At 72.5% G+C, this 12,902-nt stretch carries 13 protein-coding genes; 4 read left to right on the top strand and 9 right to left on the bottom strand.

What is annotated here, in order from left to right; genetic code table 11:
• Positions 1–10 precede the first annotated feature (10 nt).
• The 5 genes from ACWKZU_RS13005 to ACWKZU_RS12985 all read right to left on the bottom strand — a co-directional run bounded on the left by ACWKZU_RS13005 (position 11) and on the right by ACWKZU_RS12985 (position 4,395).
• Positions 11–1,093, bottom strand: a complete 1,083-nt coding sequence (locus ACWKZU_RS13005; RefSeq protein WP_449282752.1) for a PEP/pyruvate-binding domain-containing protein — start codon at positions 1,091–1,093, stop codon at positions 11–13.
• Positions 1,090–2,358: a cytochrome P450 gene (locus tag ACWKZU_RS13000; protein ID WP_449282751.1), complete on the bottom strand. Its 1,269-nt coding sequence runs from the start codon at positions 2,356–2,358 to the stop codon at positions 1,090–1,092. Before ACWKZU_RS13000 ends, ACWKZU_RS13005 begins: the two co-directional genes overlap by 4 nt.
• Before the next feature lie 146 nt (positions 2,359–2,504).
• A complete protein-coding gene (locus ACWKZU_RS12995; RefSeq protein ID WP_449282750.1) occupies positions 2,505–3,281 on the bottom strand; it encodes an IclR family transcriptional regulator in 777 nt (258 codons plus the stop codon).
• 6 nt (positions 3,282–3,287) lie between these two features.
• Positions 3,288–3,968, bottom strand: coding sequence for an HD domain-containing protein (locus ACWKZU_RS12990; RefSeq protein WP_449282749.1), 681 nt, complete (start codon positions 3,966–3,968; stop codon positions 3,288–3,290).
• A gap of 106 nt (positions 3,969–4,074) precedes the next feature.
• The gene (locus ACWKZU_RS12985) at positions 4,075–4,395 is read right to left on the bottom strand and encodes a type II toxin-antitoxin system PemK/MazF family toxin (protein WP_449282748.1); all 321 of its coding nucleotides are present in this window, start codon (positions 4,393–4,395) and stop codon (positions 4,075–4,077) included.
• A gap of 156 nt (positions 4,396–4,551) precedes the next feature.
• Between ACWKZU_RS12985 and ACWKZU_RS12980 the strand changes: the two genes are divergently transcribed.
• Together ACWKZU_RS12980 and ACWKZU_RS12975 are read left to right on the top strand one after the other, a co-directional pair.
• Entirely contained in the window at positions 4,552–5,304 is a 753-nt protein-coding gene (locus ACWKZU_RS12980) for an IclR family transcriptional regulator (RefSeq protein ID WP_449282747.1), read from the top strand.
• Between the two features lie 283 nt (positions 5,305–5,587).
• Positions 5,588–6,790: a 4-hydroxybenzoate 3-monooxygenase gene (locus ACWKZU_RS12975; protein WP_449282746.1), complete on the top strand. Its 1,203-nt coding sequence runs from the start codon at positions 5,588–5,590 to the stop codon at positions 6,788–6,790.
• 229 nt (positions 6,791–7,019) lie between these two features.
• On the opposite strand, the gene ppgK is transcribed toward ACWKZU_RS12975, so the two are convergent.
• The 4 genes from ppgK to ACWKZU_RS12955 form a co-directional block, all read right to left on the bottom strand.
• Complete coding sequence (ppgK, locus tag ACWKZU_RS12970; protein ID WP_449282745.1) at positions 7,020–7,802, bottom strand: polyphosphate--glucose phosphotransferase; 783 nt, start codon at positions 7,800–7,802, stop codon at positions 7,020–7,022.
• A gap of 32 nt (positions 7,803–7,834) precedes the next feature.
• A complete protein-coding gene (locus tag ACWKZU_RS12965; protein WP_449282744.1) occupies positions 7,835–9,007 on the bottom strand; it encodes an acetyl-CoA C-acyltransferase in 1,173 nt (390 codons plus the stop codon).
• Between the two features lie 182 nt (positions 9,008–9,189).
• A complete protein-coding gene (locus tag ACWKZU_RS12960) occupies positions 9,190–9,843 on the bottom strand; it encodes a CoA transferase subunit B (RefSeq protein ID WP_449282743.1) in 654 nt (217 codons plus the stop codon).
• Positions 9,844–9,845: 2 nt separating this feature from the next.
• Positions 9,846–10,613, bottom strand: coding sequence for a CoA transferase subunit A (locus tag ACWKZU_RS12955; protein WP_449282828.1), 768 nt, complete (start codon positions 10,611–10,613; stop codon positions 9,846–9,848).
• Between the two features lie 152 nt (positions 10,614–10,765).
• On the opposite strand from ACWKZU_RS12955, the gene ACWKZU_RS12950 reads away from it, so the two are divergent.
• The gene (locus tag ACWKZU_RS12950) at positions 10,766–11,536 is read left to right on the top strand and encodes an IclR family transcriptional regulator (protein ID WP_449282742.1); all 771 of its coding nucleotides are present in this window, start codon (positions 10,766–10,768) and stop codon (positions 11,534–11,536) included.
• A gap of 151 nt (positions 11,537–11,687) precedes the next feature.
• A partial coding sequence (locus tag ACWKZU_RS12945; protein ID WP_449282741.1) for a D-alanyl-D-alanine carboxypeptidase family protein occupies positions 11,688–12,902 on the top strand: 1,215 nt, incomplete at its 3' end.

The following is a 12,902-nucleotide window of genomic DNA, read 5'->3' as shown; positions in this document are numbered from 1 at the left end:
TCTGGTGGTCTCAGGGAAGCTTGATCGAGCCCGTGAGCATGGAGGTGAGGCTCGACACCCCCGTGGCCGCGGTGGCCGGCCCCGGCTCCTGCGGCTTCGAGGAGTGCACGGTCTCGGGGCGCGCCTGGAGCAGCAGCAGGTTCTCGCCGTCGGGGAGGTCGCGGTCGATCGCCCACTCGACGTCCTGCGGCGTGCCGTAGTGGCGTTCGGCGCGCTTCGCGAGCTCGGCGACGGCGAGCAGCTGCGCGTCGTCCAGGCAGCGAATGGTTCGGCGTGCGGACTCGACCTCGCGTTCGACGAGGCCCCGCTGCGCCGCGTCGGGTACGAGCTCGATGTGCTTGTCGCCGATGTGCTCGCTCACCACCGAGAGCAGCACCTTGTCGAGCATGATGTTGTCGGGGGTCACGTGGCCCGAGACCACCGATTCGCCGATCCCCCACGACGCGTCGATGACGATCTTGGAGCGGTCGCCGGTGCTCGGGTTGAGCGTCATGGCGACACCGGCGGTCTTCGCGGAGACCATCTTCTGCACCGCCACCGCCATCGACAGCCCCTCCTCGGGGATGCCGTTCTTGAGCCGGTAGATGATCGCGCGGCTCGTGTAGAGCGATGCCCAGCACTTGCGGATGTGCTCGCGCACCTCACTCGTCTCCGTGAGCCAGAGATAGGTGTCCTGCTGGCCCGCGAAGCTCGCGTCGGGGAGATCCTCGGCGGTGGCCGATGAGCGCACGGCGACCGGCACCGGCTCGGCGAAGCGGCTCTGCAGCCGGTGCCACGCCTCGTCGAAGGAGTCCCGCAGTCGTGCGGAGACCTCGACCCGGCAGATGGCGTCGCGGATCCGCTGCGAGACCCGGTCCACGTCCATCACGTCGTCGGGGTCGAGCGCGGCGAGCGCCTCGGCGATCTTCGCGGCGAGCCCCGAGTCCGCGACGAACTCGTCGTAGGTCGCGGTCGTCACCGCGAAGCCGGGCGGCACCGGCATGCCCGCCGCGGTCATCGTCGCGAGCGAGGCGCACTTCCCGCCGAGCAGGTCGTGGTCGGCGGGCAGTCCCTCGTCGAAGAACTGGATCAGAGGCCGGCTCTGCGCGGTCATGCTGCGGCCCCCTTCCAGGTCACGGGCACCTCGAGCGGCACGCGGAAGGAGAGATTCTCGCGGAAGTCGATGTCGGCGCCGTCCTGCAGGCGCACATCGGGCATCAGCCGCGCGATCTCCTCGAGGGCGATCTTCGTCTGCAGCTTCGCGAGCATGTTGCCGAGGCAGTAGTGGATGCCGAAGCCGAAGCTCAGATGCTCGCGCGCGTTGGGCCGGGTGCTGTCGAACACCTCGCCGTCCTCGAAGCGGCTCTCGTCGCGGTTCGCGGATCCCATCACGAGCAGCAGCTCGGCGCCGGCCGGGATCGCGACCCCGCCGACCTCCGCGTCCTGCAGCGCCTTGCGGCGCCACGCGACGATGGAGCCGCTGTAGCGCAGCACCTCGTCGATCGCGGGGCCGATCCGCTGCGGATCGGCGACCGCCTCGGCCCACTGCTCCGGGTGCGCGAGCAGCACCCGCATCGCGTTGGAGATGAGGGTCGTGGTGGTCTCGTGACCGGCGAAGAGCAGGCTGTAGACCACCGAGGCGATCTCGTGGTCGCTGATCTCATCACCCTCCCGCTGGGCGCGCACCAGGTCGCCCACGAGCGTATCGCGATCGTGCTCGTGCGCGTCCCGCACCAGCCGCAGGCACTCCTGCCAGTAGTCGACGAGGTTGTGCGCGTGCGGGATCTGCTCCTCGTCGCTGAGGTCGCCCCAGGTCATCGCGGCGCGGGAGTCGCTCCAGGCCTTGAACAGATCGACCTGGTCGGTGTCGGCGCCGATGAGGGTGAGGATCGTGACCGTCGGCACGTCGTAGGCGAGGTCGGCGAAGAAGTCGCCCGTCGCCTCGGGGCGGGCGAGCATCGCCTCGATCCGGCGCACGACGTGAGCGCGGATCGACGGCTCGAGGGCGCGGTAGCGGCGCGGCGTGAAGGCCTTCTGCGCCACCCTGCGGATGCGGGTGTGCTCGGGCGGGCGGCGCGCCGAGAGGCCGGAGTAAGCGGTGAAGCCGCCCTCCTCCATGATGCGCTTGGCCTCCGCGCCGCGCTGACGCACCGGCGCCTGGGCGTTCTCGCTCGAGAAGGTCTCCCAGTCGTCGAAGACGGCCTTCACGTCGTCGTAGCGGGTGACGACCCAGTACCCGACGCGCTCGTCGAACATCACCGGCTCCTCGCGCCGCAGCTCGGCGTAGGCGGGGAAGGGGTTCTTCTGCGCGAACGGCTCGTAGCCGTGGTGCCCGTGCGCGACGGGGCAGCCGCCGGCTGTGCTCTCCGGTGCGGTCATTGCCGACTCCTTCACGATTTCTCCGTTGAATGCTGGGCCTGTCGAAAGTATGGGCGGGATTCCTCGCGAAGCTCCGGGCGCTTTCCGGCCAGTGGAAACGAGTTCCTCGGGGCGAGTCGCCGAGCCGCGGCGGACGCCCCCGCGTCTCAGCGCGGCGGGGCCGGCCGGTGCTGGCTCGCGGCCTCGATCCGGCGTGCGATCCCCTGCAGCGCCGGCAGGTGGCGGGTGAGGGTGGGGAACTGCGAGGCGAAGGCGACGAGGCCGATCGCGGCCCCGGCGGCGCGTGGCCCCGAGCCCCGGTCGATCGCCACCGGCACCGCGATCGAGCACGCGCCGGCGCGCGCCTCCTCCCCCGTCACCGCGTATCCCCGCTGCGCGATCTCCGCGAGCTCGTCGGCGAGTTCGGCCGGGTCGGTGTGGGTGTAGGGCGTCAGGGAGCGCAGCTTGCCCGCGAGGTAGGCCTCCCGGAACCACGACTCCTCGCCCGCGAGCAGCACCTTGCCGACGGCGGTCGCGTGCAGCGGCAGCCGGCCGCCGATCCGCGACGCCCGGGGCACCCGTTTCGACCCGTAGACCCGATCGACGTACAGCGCCTCGTTGCCCTCGCGCACGGCCAGGTGCGCGGTCTCGCCCGTGAGCGAGAAGAGATCCTGCAGGAAGGGCCTCGCCGTGTCCCTGAGCCGACGGCTCGCGTTCTGCGCGAGCTCCCAGAGCCGCAGGCCCACCTGGTACCGTCCCTGGGAGTCGCGCGCGAGCGCGCCCCACTCGTGCAGCTCCGCGACGATGCGGTGCGCCGTCGAGACGGGAAGGCCGGCGTGCTCGGCGATCTCGGAGAGCGAGAGCAGCGGGCCGTGCTCCTCGAAGACCTCGAGCACCGCGAGGATGCGGGACGCGACCGTGCGCCCCGCATCGCTACTGCGCACGGCCCCTCACCCCAGCGCCACCCGCTCGGGGAGCGCGTCGATCGAGGCGAGCGCAGAGAGCCCGCGGGCCATCTGCCGCGCGGCGTCCGTGTGCAGATGGTCGTGCACGCGCCAGGAGCAGAGGCGGTTCGCCTCCTCGCGGTCGAGACCGAACCAGTCCATCACCGTGTCGATCCCGTGCGGGCTCACCCGCCACAGCTTGTCGGCGTCCTTCACGAGCGCGTCGTTCAGCGACCGGGCCTCCCGCACGCTGTCGTGCTGGGAGACGATGTCGGCGACCTCGGCCGCGATCCCGGGCGGCGCGGAGAGGGCGGTGAGGATCTCGATCGCGATCCGCGTCCCCTCCCGCTCGTGCCACCGCACGAGCTCGGGATCGCCGCCGCGCGGGCTGATCGCGCGCAGTACGAGCTCCTCCGGCACGCACGACCATCCGGTGTCGTGCAGCAGGATCGCGGGCAGCACCACGGCCGGATCGGCCTCGGGCTCGGCCGCGCACAGCGCGCGGGCCAGACCGTAGGCGTAGAGCGTGTGCGCGTCGTTGTCCCGCACCCGGAGGTGCGGGCGGGCGAGCTCCCAGATCTCACGGTGCTCGGCGTCGAGGCCGATCACCCCGGCGACGCGGGCGGGAATGGCGTCGCCCACCGGCTCACCGTAGTGGTTGTCGTTCGGCGCGAGCTTCGGCAGCATGGCTCGATCACACACCCCCTCGTGCGCGGAAAGCGAGCGGTTCTTCCGCTCAGTGGAAACGATAGCGCACCGGCGGACCCGCGGCCGAGGAACGCCGGGTCCGCCCCTACCCGCGGTCGAGGAGCGGCAGGTCGAGGTCGAAGGCGAGCACGAGCGCCCTGGCCAGCTGATGCTCCTGCGCCTGCGAGAGGAAGCCCACGGTGCGACCGAGCGCACTGACCGGAACGGTGACGATGTTGTCCATCGCGATGGCGCCGGCGCGATCGAGTCCGTTCTGCGGCCCCACCGGCACCTCGCTGCTCAGTCCCTTCACCGTCGAAGTGATCGGCGCGACCGTCACCTTGCTCATGGCCGAACGCGCGCGCTCGCGCGTCAGCACCACCGCCGGTCGCGTCTTGTCGAGCCGGGCCAGGCAGATCTCGCGCACGTCAGTCCTCGATGGCGACGACGTTGGAGAAGGTCCAGTCCACGAGCCCGTCGAGGTCGTCGGCGGCGCCCTCGCGCCGCAGGATCTCCGCATCGCGCTCCGCCATGATGCGACGCATCTCCCGCTCGCGCTGCGCATCCGTGGCATGCTGTCGGCATGGCGAATTCGCGCAGCGGGGACTCGATGATCACCCGCGTCGTGCGGATCCTCGACACCTTCTCCGCGGATCGCACCGTGCAGACCGCGAGCGAGGTCGGCCGGCGGGCCGGGCTGCCCGGGTCGACGGCGCACCGGCTCATCGAAGAGCTGGTGTCGGCCGGCCTTCTCGAGCGCGACGACGAGCACCGGGTGCGCCTCGGCATGCGGCTCTGGGAACTCGCACTCCGCGGCTCGACCGCGCTCCGGCTGCGCCAGGCCGCCCTGCCCCACATGGAGGCGGTGCAGGCGGAGATCCGCCAGCACACCCAGCTCGCCGTGCTCGAGCGGGAGGAGGCGCTCTTCCTCGAGCGCCTCTCGCACGCCGACGCCGGGGCGAACATCACCCGGGTGGCGGGCAGGCTCCCCCTGCACGCCTCCTCCTCGGGCCTCGTGCTGCTCGCCCACGCCGACCCCGCACTCCGGGAGCGGGTGCTCGCGGAGCCGCTGCGCGCCGTCGGCCCCGGCACGATCACCGATCCCGCGCGCCTGCGGCGAGCGCTCGCCGAGATCCGCCGCGCGGGTTTCGTAGCGGCACCGGGCTCGATCGAGGCCGTGTCGACCGGCGTCGCGGTGCCGATCCGCGACGCCGGCTCCGTGATCGCCGCACTCTCGGCGGTGCTGCCGCGCGAGGCGCCCCCGGAACCCGCGGTGCGCGCTCTGCGCGAGGCGGCGAGGAAGATCGAGGCCGAGCTGCGCGCGAACCGGCCGTAAGACCCACACCCCCGCCTTCCCCCCTTCCCCTCCCCTTCGCGCGTCAGTAGTTGTCACCAAAACTCACGGGAGGCCTCAACTACTGACGCGCGAAGGGCAGGCGGCCGGGTTCGACTCGCTCCGACCGCTCGAACGGCGGGAGAACACCCGCGCCATAATCCCATTCAACGGGAATCTACGGGAGGATCGCCCCTCGATCCCGCACACTGTCGACAGCGGCTCCGCGCGGCCCGACCGGCCACCGGCCGGAGCGCGCATCGCAGACGACGTCGAAGGAGACACCATGACCGCAGAGCGCACCCGCGTCGCCATCGTCGGGACCGGGCCCGCGGGCCTCGTCCTCTCCCACCTGCTCGAGCAGGCCGGCATCGAGAGCATCGTGCTCGACCGGCGCAGCCGCGAGGAGATCGAGGGCACCATCCGCGCCGGCATCCTGGAGCAGGGCGCCGTCGATCTGCTCGCCTCGATCGGCACGACGAGCCGCGTGCACACGGTCGGCCACCGGCACGACGGCATCGAGCTGCACTTCTCGGGACCCGACGGCGCCCAGGAGCGGCACCGCGTCGACTTCCCCGGCCTCACCGGGCGCAGCGTCTGGCTCTACCCCCAGCACGAGGTGCTGATCGATCTCATCGCCGCCCGCCTGGAAGCCGGGCAGGACCTGCGATTCGGCGCCACCGTCGATCGGGTCGAGGGGGTCGAGAGCGAGCGTCCGCGCGTCATCGGCAGTGACGCCGAGGGTCGGCCGTTCGAGATCGAGGCCGAGTTCCTGGTCGGCGCCGACGGCTCGCGCAGCGTGGTGCGCCCCGCCGTCACCGGGCCCTCGCGCGAGGGCGGCTACTTCCGCGAGTACCCCTTCGCCTGGTTCGGGATCCTGTGCGAGGCGCCGCCCAGCTCCGAGGAGCTCATCTACAGCAACTCGCCCCACGGCTTCGCGCTCATCAGCCAGCGCTCGCCGACCGTGCAGCGCATGTACTTCCAGTGCGACCCCGGGGCCGACCCGGACGCGATGAGCGAGGCCGAGATCTGGGACACCCTGCAGGCCCGCACGCCGGGCACCGAGCTGCGGGAGGGGCGGATCTTCCAGCGCGACGTGCTGCGCTTCCGCAGCTTCGTGTCGCACGAGCTGCGGCACGGACGGGCCGCCCTCGTCGGCGACGCCGCGCACACCGTGCCGCCGACCGGCGCCAAGGGAATGAACCTCGCGATCGGCGACGTCATCCTGCTGAACGAGGCGCTGCAGGAGCTGCTGCTGCGCGGCGGCGAGCGCGGGATCGCGGCGTACGCCGCCGCCGCCTCGAAGCGCATCTGGAAGGCGCAGCACTTCTCGTGGTGGATGACGAGCATGCTGCACCTCTCGCCCGAGGCGAGCGACTTCGACCGGCTGCGGCAGCTCGGCGAGCTGCGCTCGGTGGTCGAGTCCGAGGCGGGGCGGCGATACCTCGCCGAGGCCTACACGGGATGGCCGTACGAGACGGCGCTGTGATCGCGGGTCGGATTTCGACTCGGCTCCGCTTCGCTCAATCGGCGGAGGAGGGGGCCCGACCTCCCCTCATCCTGCGCGGAGGGCGGAGCCCGGAGTCGCAGGATCCACCGGTCCACCATGGATACTGCGACTCCGGAGCGGAGCTCCGGCAGCGAGTCCGGGAAACGCTGGCGCGTTTCTCCTGCATGATTCGCTGCACTCGCGCAGCAGGACCGGTATCTCGCGCTGCCTACGCCTGCGAGGCCAGGCGCGCCGCGCCGATGATCCCGGCGTTGTTCCGGAAGCTCGCGGGGGCCACCGGGGCCGCGACGCCGGGGAACGGCAGATACCGGTCAGACGCCTTGCTGATGCTGCCGCCCAGCACGAAGCGGTCCGGGTTCATCACCTGCTCGAGGTGGCGCAGGTAGCGCGCCGCCCGGGCCGCCCACTCCTCGAGCGAGATTCCCTCGCGCTCGATCACCTTGGCCGAGGCGTGGCGCTCGACGGGGATGTGCCCGTCGAGCTCGAGGTGCCCGAGCTCGAAGTTCGGCACGAGCACGCCGTCGCTGATGAGCGCCGAGCCGATCCCGGTGCCGAAGGTCAGCACCAGGGTCACCCCGGGCAGCCCGCGCACCTCGCCGAACGCCGTCTCCGCGATCCCGGCGGCGTCCGCATCGTTCACCACCGTGCACGGCGCGCCGACGGCGGCCGACAGCAGCGCCCGTGCGTCGGTGCCGATCCAGCTCGGGTCGACGTTCGCGGCGGTGCGCATCACACCCTCGCGGATCACCCCGGGCAGGGTCACGCCGACGGGGGCCTGCTCCACGGCCTCGAAGCCGAGACCCGCGAGCTCCTCGCGGATCGCGGCGACCATAGCGCCGACCTCGCGGGCGATCCCGTCCGGGTGCCCGCCCGGGGGCGTCGGCACCTTGTGCCGCGAGGTGAGCTTCTCGCCCGTCTCCGGATCGATCGCGGCGCCCTTGATGCCGGTGCCGCCGACGTCGATCCCGATCGCGGCTGGTTGCTGCTCCATAGCAGACGAGTGTAGCGACCTCGCGGCCCCGGCTACAGTGCCCGGAGCACCACGGCGCTGCCCTGGCCGCCGCCGCCGCAGATGCCGACGGCGCCGAGCGATCCCTCGCCGAGCTCGGCGAGCTGCCGCGCCAGCGTGCCCACGATGCGCGCCCCGGAGGCGCCGATCGGGTGGCCGAGCGCGATCGCGCCGCCGTGCGGGTTGACGATCGCCGGATCGAGGCCGAGCTCGCGGGCCGACTGCACGCCGACGGCGGCGAAGGCCTCGTTGATCTCGACTGCGGCGAGGTCGGCCGCGGAGGCGTCCGGCACCTTCGCGAGCGCCGCGGCGATGGCGCGGGCCGGCTGGGAGTGCAGGTGCGTGTCGGGGCCGGCGACGAGGGCCGTCGCCTCGACCCGGGCGATGGGCTGGAGCCCGAGCCGAGACGCGGCGGCATCGGAGACCAGCACGAGCGCCGCGGCGCCGTCGGTGATCTGCGAGGCGTTGCCCGCGGTGATCGTGCCGTCCTTCGTGAACGCCGGGCGCAGGCCCCCGAGCGTCTCGGCGGTGGTCTCGGGGCGGACGCCGTCGTCGGCGTCGACCACGGTGTCGCCGCGGCGCGAGGACACGGTGAACGGCGCGATCTCGCCGGCGAGGAAATCGGCCGAGGCGGCCGCCCGCTGGTGCGACTGCACGGCGAAGGCGTCCTGCTCCTCGCGGCTCAGACCGAGCGGCGCATTGCCCTCCTCGGTGAGCGCGCCCATCGCGGTGCGGTCGAAGGCGTCGGTGAGCCCGTCGTGATCGACGGTGTCGACCAGCTGCGCCGATCCGTACTTCGTGCCGGCGCGCAGCGGGAGCACGTGGGGTGCGAGCGACATCGACTCCTGGCCCACCGCGACGACCACGTCGGCCTCGCCGGCGTTGATGAGGCGCGCGGCCTGCGACACGGCCTCGGTGCCCGAGAGGCACACCGCGTTGAGCGTCATCGCGGGCACGGTCAGCGGGATCCCCGCCCCCACCGCGGCCTGCCGCGCGGGATTCTGCCCCGCGCCGGCCTGCAGCACCTGGCCGCCGATCACGGTGTCGACCTGGTCCGGCGCCACGCCGGCGCGCTGCAGCGCCGCGGCGATCGCGTGCGCACCGAGCGCCGTGGCGGGCTGCGCGGCGAGCTGACCGGTGAAGCGGGTGAACGGGGTGCGGGCGTAACCCGCGATCAGTGCGGTCATGTGCGGCCTCCTCGGGGGCTGTGGGTGCGGAGCCGCGAGGCGCCGCTCTTCCTACTCATGCATCTTGCCGGAATCTGCGGGGAGGGCAACCGTTGCCCTGGCACACCCGCGGGCGGCCGGACTGTGCAGTCCGGTCCGTGCGGCCCGATCCCTCGCGGTCGTTCCGCGCGCGGACGGGGCGGTCACCGCTGCGCCTCCTCCGGTTCGAGCTCGACGGTGAAATCGGCGCCGGTGCAGGCGCGGATCTCGGCCTCGTCGTGGCCCGGCGCGATCCTCCGCAGCACCAGTGCGCCGTCGACCACGTCGAAGACCGCCCGATCGGAGATGATGCGGTCCACGACGCCGACGCCGGTGAGCGGCAGATCGCACTCGGCCACGATCTTCGGAGCGCCGTCCTTCGCGACGTGGTCGGTGATGACGATCACCCGCGGGGTGCCCGCCACCAGATCCATCGCCCCGCCCATGCCCTTCACGAGCTTGCCCGGGATCGTCCAGTTCGCGAGGTCGCCGTTGCCCGCGACCTGCAGCGCGCCCAGCACCGCCGTCTGCACGTGCCCGCCGCGGATCATGCCGAACGAGGTCGCCGAGTCGAAGATCGAGGCGCCCGGCACCAGCGTGACCGTCTGCTTGCCGGCGTTGATGAGGTCGGGATCCTCCTCGCCCTCGTACGGGAACTGACCCATGCCGAGGATCCCGTTCTCGCTCTGCAGCATCACGTGCACCCCCTCGGGCAGGTGATTGGCGACGAGGGTCGGGATCCCGATCCCCAGGTTCACATACTGCCCGTCCTCGAGTTCCGCGGCGGCGATCGCCGCCATCTCATCACGTGTCCACATGGCTATGCCGCCTCCCTCGCACGAACCGCCGCAGTGGCGGCGCCACGGCTCGCAGCCGAACGCTCCGCGTCCGGCCTCGAGCGAACCGTGCGTTGCTCGATGTCCTTGACCGGGTCCTCGACGCGCACGATCCGCTGCACGAACACCCCAGGGGTGTCGATGCGCTCGGGATCGAGGTACTCGTCGCTCAAGTGCTCGATCTCGGCGAGCGTGACCCGCCCCGACATCGCCACCAGCGGGTTGAAGTTGCGGGCCGTGAGCCGGTAGCGCAGATTGCCCTCGGCGTCGCCCGTGTGGGCGCGCACGAGCGCCAGGTCGGCGACGATGCCGCGCTCGAGGATCACCCGCTTGCCGTCGAACTCGGCCTCGGGCTTACCCTCCGCGACGGGGGTGCCCACGCCGGTCGGGGTGTAGAAGGCGGGGATGCCGGCGCCGCCGGCGCGCAGGCGCTCGGCGAGCGTGCCCTGCGGCACGAACTCGACCTCCAGCTCGCCGCTCAGGTACTGCTGCGCGAACAGCCTGTTCTCGCCCACGTACGAGCCGAGCACCCGGCGCACCTGCCGGTTCTCGAGCAGCAGCCCGAGCCCCTTCCCGTCGACGCCCATGTTGTTGGAGACGATCGTGAGATCCTTCGCGCCGCTCTCGCGCAGAGCGACGATCAGATTGTGGGGGATCCCGCACAGCCCGAACCCGCCCACCGCGACCGTCATGCCGTCCCGCACGACGCCGGCGAGCGCCGCTGCCGCGCTGTCGCAGGTCTTCGACGCCATCATCGCCTCCCATTCGTCCACGATGCGGCCAACCTCGCCGCTGATGTCAGAGCGTAAGACTTCCCCTGTTTCTCAGACAACATCGACGGGGATCAATCCCGCGAATTGCTCGCATCACGATCGCCCGAGAAGGTAATGTTCACATTATGGACATGCAGCACACGACGCCCGGCGCTCAGGTGGTCGGCCGGATCGCCGCGGTGCTGCGCGCGGTCAGCACCACCATGCCCGAGGGGGCCGGCACCAGCGCGATCGCGCGCGCCGCCCACGTCGAGCGGCCCACCGCGCACCGCCTGCTCACGGCGCTCGCGGCGGAGGGGTTCGTCGACCGGGATCAGCGGAGCGGCCGATGGCTGCTCGGTCCCGAGCTCTACCTCCTGGGGGCGGTCGCCGCAGACCGCTACGACGTCACCGAGGTCGCCGGGGAGCACGTCGACGCGCTGGCCGCCGCGACCGGCGAGAGCGCCTTCTTCTCGGTGCGGCGCGGCGAGGAGACGGTCTGCCTGCTGCGGTCGGAGGGCAGCTTCCCGATCAGGTCGTTCGTGCTCTACGAGGGCAAGCGCTTCCCCCTCGGCGTGGCCTCGGCGGGGCTCGCGATCCTCTCGTTCCTGCCGGCCGACGCTGTGGACCGCTACCTCGCCGGGGCCGGACTCGAGCGGGACTTCGGCGAGACGCACTCGGATGCCGCCGTGCGCGAGCGCATCGCCGAGACCCGCCGAACGGGATACGCGGTCAACCCGGGTCTCATCGTGGAGGGCAGCTGGGGCATGGGCGCGGCCGTCTTCGGCCCCTCGGGTCAGCCGGCGTGGGCGCTGAGCCTCACCGGCATCGAGCCGCGCTTCGCGCCGGAGCGCCGGCCCGAGCTCGGCCGGCTGCTGCTCGAGCACGCGCACCGGCTCACGGAGCGCCTGGCCGGCCGGTGAGTCGGGCGGCTGCAGCAGCCTGGCCGCCGCGGGTCCACAGCCGCAGCCCCCGAGACCCGGAGTCGCAATGGCCGCTTCCGCGCCCCGCGAAGCAGCCGATTGCGACTCCGCTCCCGATTCGGCGCGCGCCAGCGACGGCTAGGCTGGATCCGTGAGCAGCCCGGCCGACCCGCACCCGCGCCGCCGCATGTCCCGGCGCCGGGCCCGCCGGCTCACCACGACGCTGACCGCGCTCGTGATCCTCCTCGCGGGCGGGTACACCGCGGCCGCCGCGCTGACGCCCCTCCCCGCGCCGGTCATCGAGGCGGACGCGGAGCCGCAGCAGACCTTCGAGGCCGACCCCGCCGTGCCGCAGGCCGCGGTCGACGCCGAGGCGCTGCCCACCGCCGTCGGCTGGCTGCACGACGACGAGGTCTGGACCAACACCCGGCAGGCGCACCCCATCGCGAGCATCTCGAAGCTCGTGACGGTGCTCGTGGGCCTCGAGCAGCAACCCCTGGAGGGCGGCGAGGACGGCCCGGTGCACGTCTGGAGCGCCGAGGATCGGGCCCGCAGCGACGCGTACCTCGCGCAGCAGGGCGTCGCGTTCCCGATCCCCGTCGGCACGGAGGTCACCACCCGCCAGATGCTGACGCTCGCCCTCGTCCCCTCCGCCAACGACTTCGCCGCCGCCTACGCCTACTCGATCTTCGGCGACAACGACGGCTTCGTCGCAGCCGTCGAGGACTGGAAGACGCGCAACGGCCTCGACTCCCTCGTGCTCGCCGAGCCGACGGGCATGGACGAGCGCAACGCCGCCACCCCCTCGGACGTGCTGCGCATCACCCGCCTCGCCCTGCAGCAGCCCGCGATCGCCGAGATCACCCGGCTCCCCCGGGCGGAGCTGCCGTGGGGCATCGGGCTCGTCGAGAGCACCAACCCGCTGTTCGGCGTGCTGCCCGACGTGCTCGGGGCGAAGACCGGCCGCACCAGCGCGGCCGGCTACAACCTCGCCGCCGCGCAGGCGGGCACCGCCTCGGATCGCGGCATCGTGAAGCTCTCGGTCGTGCTGGGGCGCCCGAGTGAGGAGGATCGCGTGGCGTCGAGCGTCGCCGCGCTCACCGCCCTCGACGCGGCCCCGCAGACCGTCGATCTCGTCGAGGCGGGCGAGCGGATCGGCACCGCCGTGACCATCGACGGCGCGCAGGTGCCGCTCATCACCGCCGGCGCCGCGAGCGCGGTGCTGCTGCCCGGCGAGACCGCGACGCGGATCGCGGAGCTCGACCCGCTCGGCGAGGGCGAGGCCGGGCGCGCCGCCGGCGTCGTGCACGTGGAGACCCCCGTCGGGATCGAGGAGATCCCGGTCGTCACCACCGAGGCCATCCTC

The sequence above is a fragment of the Leucobacter sp. genome (assembly GCF_053528595.1).
This window is presented reverse-complemented; position numbering and strand designations above follow the sequence as displayed.

Bases quoted from the DNA above. Each gene is read 5' to 3' on its own strand.
- ACWKZU_RS12965 (WP_449282744.1), bottom strand. From the start codon at position 9,007: ATGACCGCACTGATCGCGGGTTACGCCCGCACCCCGTTCACCCGCTTC.
- ACWKZU_RS12990 (WP_449282749.1), bottom strand. From the start codon at position 3,968: ATGCTGCCGAAGCTCGCGCCGAACGACAACCACTACGGTGAGCCGGTG.
- ppgK (WP_449282745.1), bottom strand. From the start codon at position 7,802: ATGGAGCAGCAACCAGCCGCGATCGGGATCGACGTCGGCGGCACCGGC.
- ACWKZU_RS12950 (WP_449282742.1), top strand. From the start codon at position 10,766: ATGCAGCACACGACGCCCGGCGCTCAGGTGGTCGGCCGGATCGCCGCG.
- ACWKZU_RS13005 (WP_449282752.1), bottom strand. From the start codon at position 1,093: ATGACCGCGCAGAGCCGGCCTCTGATCCAGTTCTTCGACGAGGGACTG.
- ACWKZU_RS12960 (WP_449282743.1), bottom strand. From the start codon at position 9,843: ATGTGGACACGTGATGAGATGGCGGCGATCGCCGCCGCGGAACTCGAG.
- ACWKZU_RS12975 (WP_449282746.1), top strand. From the start codon at position 5,588: ATGACCGCAGAGCGCACCCGCGTCGCCATCGTCGGGACCGGGCCCGCG.
- ACWKZU_RS12980 (WP_449282747.1), top strand. From the start codon at position 4,552: ATGGCGAATTCGCGCAGCGGGGACTCGATGATCACCCGCGTCGTGCGG.
- ACWKZU_RS13000 (WP_449282751.1), bottom strand. From the start codon at position 2,358: ATGACCGCACCGGAGAGCACAGCCGGCGGCTGCCCCGTCGCGCACGGG.
- ACWKZU_RS12955 (WP_449282828.1), bottom strand. From the start codon at position 10,613: ATGGCGTCGAAGACCTGCGACAGCGCGGCAGCGGCGCTCGCCGGCGTC.